The organism is Desulfallas sp. Bu1-1, assembly GCF_015594625.1.
Lineage (GTDB): Bacteria > Bacillota > Desulfotomaculia > Desulfotomaculales > Desulfallaceae > JADNRQ01.
The window spans coordinates 1-507 of sequence record NZ_JADNRQ010000077.1 but is presented as its reverse complement, the minus strand read 5'-3'; the positions used below and the strand labels follow the sequence as shown (position 1 = coordinate 507).

General features: G+C 50.5%; 2 protein-coding genes. One reads left to right on the top strand and one right to left on the bottom strand.

The window, feature by feature from the left end:
- Positions 1 to 319 (top strand): HD-GYP domain-containing protein (locus IT084_RS17715; RefSeq protein WP_195714190.1); only part of this gene is annotated, 319 nt, incomplete at its 5' end.
- A gap of 32 nt (positions 320 to 351) precedes the next feature.
- Here the strand turns inward: IT084_RS17715 and IT084_RS19130 are convergent.
- Positions 352 to 495, bottom strand: coding sequence for an RsiV family protein (locus IT084_RS19130; RefSeq protein ID WP_207744670.1), 144 nt, complete (start codon positions 493 to 495; stop codon positions 352 to 354).
- Between the last annotated feature and the right edge of the window lie 12 nt (positions 496 to 507).

Sequence of the window (507 nt, the reverse complement as noted above, 5' to 3'; positions counted from 1 at the left end):
AATACTATCGGCCATTCCCGGGATGCACGCCATCAGCGTTATGGCCCTCCATCACCATGAACGCTACGACGGAAACGGGTATCCCGAAGGAATCCGCGGGGAAGCCATTCCTTTGGGCGCGCGTATTCTAGCCATAGCCGACAGTTACGACGCCATGACTTCGGACCGGGTTTACCGGCCCAGGATGTCCAGGCGGGAAGCACTGGAAGAATGCTGCCGCTGTGCCGGCACCCAGTTCGACCCCTGGCTGGTGGAAAGGTTTTGCCGCCTTATGGAACGTGGCAAGACGGATTTCCAGCCGGGCTTGCCTGGGAATTAATTAGTCATTAGATTTAAAATGTCTTCTCGCAATTATTGGGAAAGTAAATCAATTGGTATCTTGAATTCGGGCATACCGGCTGCATATGGAGCGATCTCGTAAGCGCCAAAGCATAAAACAATATAATTATCCTTTATGTAATACGGGTGATTTTCAGAAATGGACTGAAAACCCATATCTCCTTCGAA